At 70.6% G+C, this 7448-nt stretch carries 9 protein-coding genes; 4 read left to right on the plus strand and 5 right to left on the minus strand.

Features of this window, described 5'->3' with window-relative positions:
• Nucleotides 1-398 precede the first annotated feature (398 nt).
• Nucleotides 399-1040, minus strand: coding sequence for a DNA-3-methyladenine glycosylase (locus EF918_RS29545; RefSeq protein WP_125651998.1), 642 nt, complete (start codon nt 1038-1040; stop codon nt 399-401).
• Nucleotides 1041-1138: 98 nt separating this feature from the next.
• On the opposite strand from EF918_RS29545, the gene EF918_RS29550 reads away from it, so the two are divergent.
• The 3 genes from EF918_RS29550 (at nt 1139) to EF918_RS29560 (ending at nt 3170) form a co-directional block, all read left to right on the plus strand.
• Nucleotides 1139-1921: a sporulation protein gene (locus tag EF918_RS29550; RefSeq protein ID WP_125651999.1), complete on the plus strand. Its 783-nt coding sequence runs from the start codon at nt 1139-1141 to the stop codon at nt 1919-1921.
• Between the two features lie 50 nt (nt 1922-1971).
• Entirely contained in the window at nt 1972-2508 is a 537-nt protein-coding gene (locus tag EF918_RS29555) for a YbhB/YbcL family Raf kinase inhibitor-like protein (RefSeq protein ID WP_125652000.1), read from the plus strand.
• 149 nt (nt 2509-2657) lie between these two features.
• A complete protein-coding gene (locus tag EF918_RS29560) occupies nt 2658-3170 on the plus strand; it encodes an HNH endonuclease (RefSeq protein WP_125652001.1) in 513 nt (170 codons plus the stop codon).
• Between the two features lie 105 nt (nt 3171-3275).
• Here EF918_RS29560 and EF918_RS29565 read toward each other — a convergent pair whose 3' ends face one another.
• From EF918_RS29565 to EF918_RS29580, 4 genes are all read right to left on the minus strand, one after another.
• A complete protein-coding gene (locus tag EF918_RS29565) occupies nt 3276-4049 on the minus strand; it encodes a sulfite exporter TauE/SafE family protein (protein WP_185921975.1) in 774 nt (257 codons plus the stop codon).
• Nucleotides 4050-4127: 78 nt separating this feature from the next.
• Entirely contained in the window at nt 4128-5078 is a 951-nt protein-coding gene (locus tag EF918_RS29570; RefSeq protein WP_125652003.1) for an SPFH domain-containing protein, read from the minus strand.
• Between the two features lie 76 nt (nt 5079-5154).
• Entirely contained in the window at nt 5155-5583 is a 429-nt protein-coding gene (locus EF918_RS29575; RefSeq protein WP_125652004.1) for an NfeD family protein, read from the minus strand.
• A 69-nt stretch (nt 5584-5652) separates the two neighbouring features.
• Entirely contained in the window at nt 5653-6453 is an 801-nt protein-coding gene (locus EF918_RS29580; RefSeq protein WP_125652005.1) for an ABC transporter ATP-binding protein, read from the minus strand.
• Between the two features lie 130 nt (nt 6454-6583).
• Here EF918_RS29580 and EF918_RS29585 point away from each other — a divergent pair, with 130 nt between their 5' ends.
• A complete protein-coding gene (locus EF918_RS29585) occupies nt 6584-7441 on the plus strand; it encodes a chaplin (RefSeq protein WP_125652006.1) in 858 nt (285 codons plus the stop codon).
• Nucleotides 7442-7448 lie beyond the last annotated feature (7 nt).

The following is a 7448-nucleotide window of genomic DNA, read 5'->3' on the forward strand; positions in this document are numbered from 1 at the left end:
ACCTCGTCTCCAGAGAGACGGGGTATCAACATATCTGGCGTTGATTTTTGGCACGCTGTTGAGTTCTCAAGGTGCGGACGCTTCCTTCGTTCCCGTTTCCGGGCCCTCCGGGCGCTTCCTTCGTTCTTGCGTTTCCGACTCTATCAGATCTTTCCGGACCCGATTTCCTCGGCGCTTTCCGGTTCCGGCGCTTTCGCGCTTTTCCCTTCCGGCGTGGTCACTACGTTAGCGGATTTCCCCGGTGACTCATAATCGAGCGGCGGCAACCGAATTCGGGCATGCCGAATTCATCCCCGCCAGGGTGTGTCCGTAGGTAGTGGTTGGCCGCTCGGGGGGTGCTGACAGCAGGGCCCCGGTTCAAGCGGCTCGGGCTACGTTAGGGGGCTGCAAAGGCCGAGTCAAGTTGAGCGGCGACGTGGCGTGTGGGCGCGGTACGGGCTCACCGTGGGGTCGTGGGTGATCCAGTAGCGGTAGGGGTGGTGGGCCCCGCCGCCGCCGACTCCGGTGCGCGGACCGGTGCTGACCTGGTCGGCGGGCACGGGGTTGCCCGCCAGGACGGACAGGGGGGAGGGTGGGCCGGCGCAGAGGTCGGTGCCGTCCAGGGAGCGGTCGATGTCCAGGGCGGTGGCGAGGCGGGCCGGGCCTTTGGCCAGTTCTGTGTCTTTTCTGGCCGACGATCGACGTTTGCGGGCCAGGTCCGCGCCCACGGTGATCTCCCCGGCCCGCAGCAGCACTCCACTGGCGTGGCCCTCGGGTCCGCAGACCAGGTTGAGGCTGAACCACATGCCGTAGATGAAGTAGACGTACGCGTGTCCGGGCGGACCGAACATGGATGCGTTCCGGGCGGTGCGGCCGCGGTAGGCGTGGGAGCCCGGGTCGGCCTCCCCCGCGTAGGCCTCGACCTCGGTGATACGGAGCTCGATGGGGCCGTCCGGGGTACGGCGGACCAGGGTGCGGCCGAGGAGGTCCGGGGCCACGGTGAGGACCGGCCGGTCGTAGAAGCTGCGGTCCAGGGGCGTACGGTCGGGTCGCGCGCTCATCCGGTCGAGCGTAGTGGAACGCGTACGTCTGCAACCGGGGCCTATGGTTCCGCGTTGGTAGAGGTACACAACGAGCCTGAGCTAGGGGAGTAACGAGGATGGGGTTCAAGAAGCTGTTCGCGGCCCTCGGTGCCGGTGGTGCTTCGGTGGACACGATCATCACCGAGCCGAACGTGGTGCCCGGCGGCGTGGTCCAGGGTGTCGTCCGGATCCAGGGCGGCAGCGTGGAGCAGCAGATCGAGGGCCTGAACATCGGTCTGCAGGCGCGGGTCGAGGTCGAGAGCGGCGACCAGGAGCTCAAGCAGGACATCGTCTTCACCAAGCAGCGGCTCGGCGGGGCCTTCCAGGTGCAGGCCGGTGCGCTGCACGAGGTCCCGTTCAGCCTGGAGATCCCCTGGGAGACTCCGGTGACCCACTTCGCGGGGCACCCGCTGCACGGGATGCACATCGGGGTCAGCACCGAGCTGGAGATCGCCCGGGCGATCGACGCCGGTGACCTGGACCCGATCAACGTGCACCCGCTGCCGGCGCAGCAGGCGATCCTGGACGCGTTCGGGCAGCTGGGCTTCCGCTTCCGCAGCGCGGACATGGAGCGCGGACACATCCGGGGTACCCGGCAGACGCTGCCGTTCTACCAGGAGATCGAGTTCCTGCCGCCGCAGCAGTACCGGGGGCTGAACCAGGTGGAGCTGACGTTCGTCGCGGACGGCCACGAGATGGACGTGGTGCTGGAGATGGACAAGAAGGCGGGTCTGTTCACCGAGGGCAGCGACACCTACCGCTGCTTCCAGGTCGGGCTGCACTCGTTCCAGGGAACCGACTGGGCGGCTTACCTGAACGAGTGGATCGCTTCGGTGGGTTCGCGGCGCAACTGGTTCTGACCCGTTCTAGGCTCGGGCCAGCACACGTTGGCGATCAGGAGGGTCCAGCAGTGACCGAACAGCGCAGGGCGCCGCTTCCGCACGACTTCCATCCCGAGGTGCACACGTTCTCCGTGGTGAGCGACGACCTGGAGCCGGGTGCGGATCTGGGTCCGGCGCAGGTGTACGCGGAGGGGAACCGCTCGCCGCACCTGCGGTGGGAGGGGTTCCCGGAGGGGACGAAGAGCTTCGCGGTGACGTGCTTCGACCCGGACGCCCCGACGGGCAGCGGGTTCTGGCACTGGGTGCTGTTCGACCTGCCGGTGTCGGTGACGGAGCTGCCGGCCGGGGCCGGCAGCGGGAAGTTCGAGGGGCTGCCGGCCGGGGCGGTGCACGTGCGCAACGACTACGGCAGCAAGGACTTCGGCGGGGCCGCGCCGCCGGCGGGTGAGCGGCACCGTTACGTGTTCACCGTCTACGCGGTGGACCAGGAGAAGCTGGGTCCGGGGGACGACGTGTCTCCTGCGGTCGTCGGTTTCCACCTGCGCTTCCACACGCTGGGTCGCGCACAGCTGGTCGCGGAGTACGAGGCTCCGGTCGCAGGCTGATCGTTCGCCTCTCGTTTGCCCGGTCCTGGTCTAAAGGAGACCAGGACCGGGCATTTTTAATGCGTTGTCCCGCGTGGCGCCCGCGTCCAGAGTGGTTGCGGGCCCTGCCGCCAGGGTGGTCGCGGGCCTGCACACGGGAGGTGGGCGAGATGCGGGACACGCTGGTACTGAACGCGAGCTTCGAGCCGCTGTCGACGGTGACGCTCAATCGTGCGGTGGTGCTGGTGCTCCAGGACAAGGCCGTCGTCGAGCAGTCGCACCCCGAGCTCCGTGTGCGCGGTGCCAGTGTGGATCTTCCGATGCCGCGGGTGATCCGGTTGTGCCGGTATGTCCGGGTGCCCTTCCGAAGACATGCGGTGTGGTCGCGGCGCGGCGTGCTGGTCCGGGACCAGCACCGGTGCGCGTACTGCGGGAGGCGGGCCACCACGGTGGACCACGTGGTGCCCCGGTCGCACGGTGGTGGGGACACCTGGCTGAACACGGTGGCCTCGTGCGCCGAGGACAACCACCGCAAGGCGGACCGGACGCCGGAGGAGGCGGGGATGCCGTTGCTGCGGCAGCCGTTCGAGCCGAGCGCGACGGACGCGATGCTGTTCGGGCTGGGGGCGAGCCAGCGGGAGGCGCTGCCGGACTGGCTGGCGCCGTCGGCGGGGGCCGCGTAGGCCGCTCGCCCGTCCTTCTCCGGGCCCACGGGGTCCTGCACGGCCGTTCCGGGCCGTGCAGGACCCCGTTCGCGTGGCGGTGGCGGTGTGGCGGCCGTACGGGTCTCAGCGCAGCAGGAGTTGGACGATCGCGACGATGCCGACGACCACGATGACCGCGCGCAGGGCCGTCGGGGGGAGGCGGCGGCCGACCTTGGCGCCGATCTGGCCGCCGAGGGTGGAGCCGAGGGCGATGAGGAGGACGGCGGTCCAGTCGAAGTCGGCGACGAAGAGGAAGAAGACGGCGGCGATGCCGTTGACGAGGGCGGCGAGGACGTTCTTGACGGCGTTGACGCGTTGGAGGTCCTCGTCGAGGAAGAGGCCCATCAGGCCGAGGTAGAGCACGCCCTGGGCGGCGCCGAAGTAGCCGCCGTAGGCGCTGGCCAGCAGCATGCCGGTGTGCAGGGCCGGTCCCCCGTCGGGGTGGGTGGTGCGGCCGGTGCGCCGGGTGCGTTCGCGGAGCTTCCTGGCGAGGAGCGGCTGGGTGACGACGAGGACCAGGGCGAGGGCGATCAGGACCGGCACGATGGTGTCGAACGCGTCCGACGGCAGCGTGGTCAGCAGTATCGCGCCGGCCAGGCCGCCGACGAGGGTGGTGGCGGCGAGTGCGCGGATGCGCCGGCCCTGGCCGCGGAGTTCCTCGCGGTAGCCGAGGGCGCCGCTGAGGGATCCGGGGACCAGGCCCAGGGTGTTGGAGACGTTGGCGGTGACCGGCGGCAGGCCGACGGCGAGCAGGACCGGGAACGTGATCAGGGTCCCGGACCCCACGATGGTGTTGATGGTGCCGGCGCCGATGCCGGCCGCGAGGACCGCGAGTGCTTCCCAGATGGACAAGGCCATCTCCTTCGGATCAGTGAGTCGCCTCCCCGCCGTGAAGGTCGAGGGGCCTCACTGATCATGCAGGAGCGGGCGGTGTGCTCAGTCGATCGGGGGGTTCTCCCGGCGTTCCGAGGCGGGGGGCTCCTGGCGCGGGATGTTGCTCGAACCTCCGCCGGTGGGACCGAAGTTGCCGATGGCGCCGGAGAGGCCCTTGAGGGCGTCGCCGATCTCGCTGGGCACGATCCAGAGCTTGTTGGCGTCGCCTTCGGCGATTTTCGGGAGCATCTGGAGGTACTGGTACGAGAGCAGCTTCTGGTCCGGGTCGCCGGCGTGGATGGCCTCGAAGACCGTGCGGACGGCCTGGGCCTCGCCCTCGGCGCGCAGGGCGGCGGCCTTGGCGTCACCTTCGGCGCGCAGGATGGAGGACTGCTTCTCGCCCTCGGCGCGCAGGATCTCGGACTGCCGGACGCCCTCGGCCTGGAGGATGGCGGCGCGCTTGTCGCGGTCGGCGCGCATCTGCTTCTCCATGGAGTCCTGGATGGAGGTGGGCGGCTCGATGGCCTTGAGCTCGACGCGGTTGACGCGGATGCCCCACTTGCCCGTGGCCTCGTCGAGGACGCCGCGCAGGGCCGCGTTGATCTCCTCGCGGGAGGTGAGGGTCCGTTCGAGGTCCATGCCACCGATGATGTTGCGCAGGGTGGTGACGGTGAGCTGCTCGATGGCCTGGATGTAGCTGGCGACCTCGTAGGTGGCGGCGCGGGCGTCGGTCACCTGGTAGTAGATGACGGTGTCGATGTTGACGACCAGGTTGTCCTGGGTGATCACCGGCTGCGGCGGGAACGGGACGACCTGTTCGCGCAGGTCGATCCGGTTGCGGATGGAGTCGATGAACGGGACGACGATGTTGAGGCCCGCGTTGAGGGTGCGGGTGTAGCGGCCGAACCGCTCGACGATGGCGGCGCTGGCCTGGGGGATCACCTGGATCGTCTTGACCAGGGCGATGAAGACCAGTACCACCAGAATGATCAGGACGATGATGATCGGTTGCATGAGGTTCCCCGTACCCTTCTGGCTGCTGTTCTGAACTCGCGTCTGGACGGGCGGCGCTCGGCGCGCGGTCCAGGGTTCACATGACGACGGCGGTCGCTCCGTCGATCTCTACGACGTCCACCTGCTGGCCGGGTTCGAAGCTGGTGCCGGCGTCCAGGGCGCGGGCGGACCAGATCTCCCCGGCGAGCTTGATGCGGCCGCCGCTGCTGTCGACCCGTTCGAGGACGACGGCGGTGCGGCCCCGCAACGCGTCGATGCCGGTGCGGTGTTGGGGCCGCTGGTCGCGGTGGCGGGCGGCGATCGGCCGGACCACGGCGACGAGGGCGACCGAGACCACCACGAACACCAGGACCTGGGCGACCACTCCCCCGCCGAGGGCGGCCGTCACCGCGGCCGCGACCGCGCCGACGGCGAACATGCCGAACTCCGGCATGGCGGTGAGGACGAGCGGAATGCCCAGTCCGACCGCGCCGATGAGCCACCACACCCATGCGTCGATGTCCACATGGTCATGGTAGGTCCGGCGGCGGCGGTGCGGACAGGGTGCGCGGAAGGCGCTGCGAAAGGGCGGGGGTCAGCGCAGGGGCAGACCCTGGGCGCTCCAGCGGTGGTGCTCGTTGCGCTCGACGACGAGCGGGAGCCCGAAGCAGAGGGAGAGGTTGCGGGAGGTGAGTTCGAGGTCGATGGGGCCGGCGGTGACCGCCTTGCCCTGACGGATCATCAGGACGTGGGTGAAGCCGGGGGCGATCTCCTCGACGTGGTGGGTGACCATGACCATGGAGGGGGCGACGGGGTCGCTGGCGAGCCGGCCGAGGCGGCGGACGAGGTCCTCGCGGCCGCCGAGGTCGAGGCCGGCGGCGGGCTCGTCGAGGAGCAGCAGCTCGGGGTCGGTCATCAGGGCGCGGGCGATGAGGGTGCGCTTGCGCTCGCCCTCGGAGAGGGTGCCGAACTTGCGGTCGAGGTAGTCGTTCATGCCGAGGCGGTCGAGGAAGGCACGGGCGCGCTGCTCGTCGACCTCCTCGTACTCCTCCTGCCAGGTGGCGGTCATGCCGTAGGCGGCGGTGAGGACGGTCTGGAGGACGGTCTGCCGCTTGGGGAGCTTGTCGGCCATGGCGATGCCGGCCACGCCGATGCGGGGGCGCAGCTCGAAGACGTCCGTGCCGGGCCTGCCGAGGGTCTCGCCGAGGATGGTGGCGGTGCCCTTGGTGGGGAAGAGGTAGCTGGAGGCGACGTTGAGCAGGGTGGTCTTGCCGGCGCCGTTCGGGCCGAGGATGACCCAGCGCTCCCCCTCCTTGACCGACCAGGAGACCTGGTCCACCAGAGCCCGGCCCTCGCGGACCACGGATACGTCCACCAGCTCCAGTACATCGCTCATGAGCGTGTTGTCACCCCTTGCAGTCACGGTTCTCTGTGCGCCTGTGGGCGCAGCCCCAGGCAAACCTACGCCACTCCGCGGGCGGTCAGGGGCCGGGGCCCGGACCGGGTGGGCTGCGTAGGGTGGGGGAATGCTTGTGGAACCACGTTCAGGGCGGCTGGCCGCCTGGGGAAACGCTCTGCTGGCCGGTCTCGTCTCGCCCGACGAGGCCGTGCTGTCGATCGTGGGCGAGGACGCGGTGCACCGGGTGGTGGGGCTGCCGGGGGAATCGTCCGCGGTGGGTCTGACGCTCGCGCTGGGCCGGTTGCGACGGCTGGGGGTGACGGGGCTGCGGGTGGCGCTGCCCGCGCCGGGGCATCCGCTGGGGCTGAGCGGTCCGCCGGAGTTCAACGCGAGGGCGTTGGAGGCGGAGGAGGCCGTGGTGTGCGTCGGGGCCGCGCTGGGGCTGGTGCCCGTGGTGGCGGAGGCGGGGCCGGCGGGTGATGTGCACGTCGCGGTGGAGTGGCAGTGCCTGCCGGTGCGGGAGGCCCCGCCGGCGGACGTGCCCTCGCTCGGTGAGGCGGAGCGGGAGCTGGCGGAGGCGCTGCGGGAGGCGACGGCGGTGCTGACCCGCCTGGACGTGGCGGCCTCGGGGCCGGTGGCGGAGGCGGCGCTGTCGGCGTACCGGGCGAGGGCGGAGGCCGGCCGGGAGGCGCTGGCGCCCGGCTACCCGCCGCGTGCGGTCCGGGTCCTGGAGCTGGCCCGGCGGGTGGGCCTGATGGTCTCCCTGGCCTACGGGTCGGGGCATGGCGGGGCGGTCTCGGCCTCGGAGATCTCGGCGCGGGCGCTGGCCCTGCGTCCGGTGGAGCGGGTGGCCCGCCGGGCCCAGGTGGCGGCCGGCAACCTGGTCGAGGTGCCCGTCCACCTCCCGGTCAACGTGGTCGGCAACACCGCGACCGTGATCGGCCTCCTGAACGGTGCCTGGGGCAACACCGGCGTCAACGCCTGACCCCACC

Origin of the sequence: Streptomyces sp. WAC06614 (assembly GCF_003949795.1) — a bacterium.
Lineage (GTDB): Bacteria > Actinomycetota > Actinomycetes > Streptomycetales > Streptomycetaceae > Streptomyces.

Coding starts and splice junctions, on each gene's coding strand:
- EF918_RS29545 (WP_125651998.1), bottom strand. CDS start 1,040: ATGAGCGCGCGACCCGACCGTACGCCCCTGGACCGCAGCTTCTACGAC.
- EF918_RS29570 (WP_125652003.1), bottom strand. CDS start 5,078: ATGCAACCGATCATCATCGTCCTGATCATTCTGGTGGTACTGGTCTTC.
- EF918_RS29550 (WP_125651999.1), top strand. CDS start 1,139: ATGGGGTTCAAGAAGCTGTTCGCGGCCCTCGGTGCCGGTGGTGCTTCG.
- EF918_RS29585 (WP_125652006.1), top strand. CDS start 6,584: ATGCTTGTGGAACCACGTTCAGGGCGGCTGGCCGCCTGGGGAAACGCT.
- EF918_RS29565 (WP_185921975.1), bottom strand. CDS start 4,049: ATGGCCTTGTCCATCTGGGAAGCACTCGCGGTCCTCGCGGCCGGCATC.
- EF918_RS29560 (WP_125652001.1), top strand. CDS start 2,658: ATGCGGGACACGCTGGTACTGAACGCGAGCTTCGAGCCGCTGTCGACG.
- EF918_RS29580 (WP_125652005.1), bottom strand. CDS start 6,453: ATGAGCGATGTACTGGAGCTGGTGGACGTATCCGTGGTCCGCGAGGGC.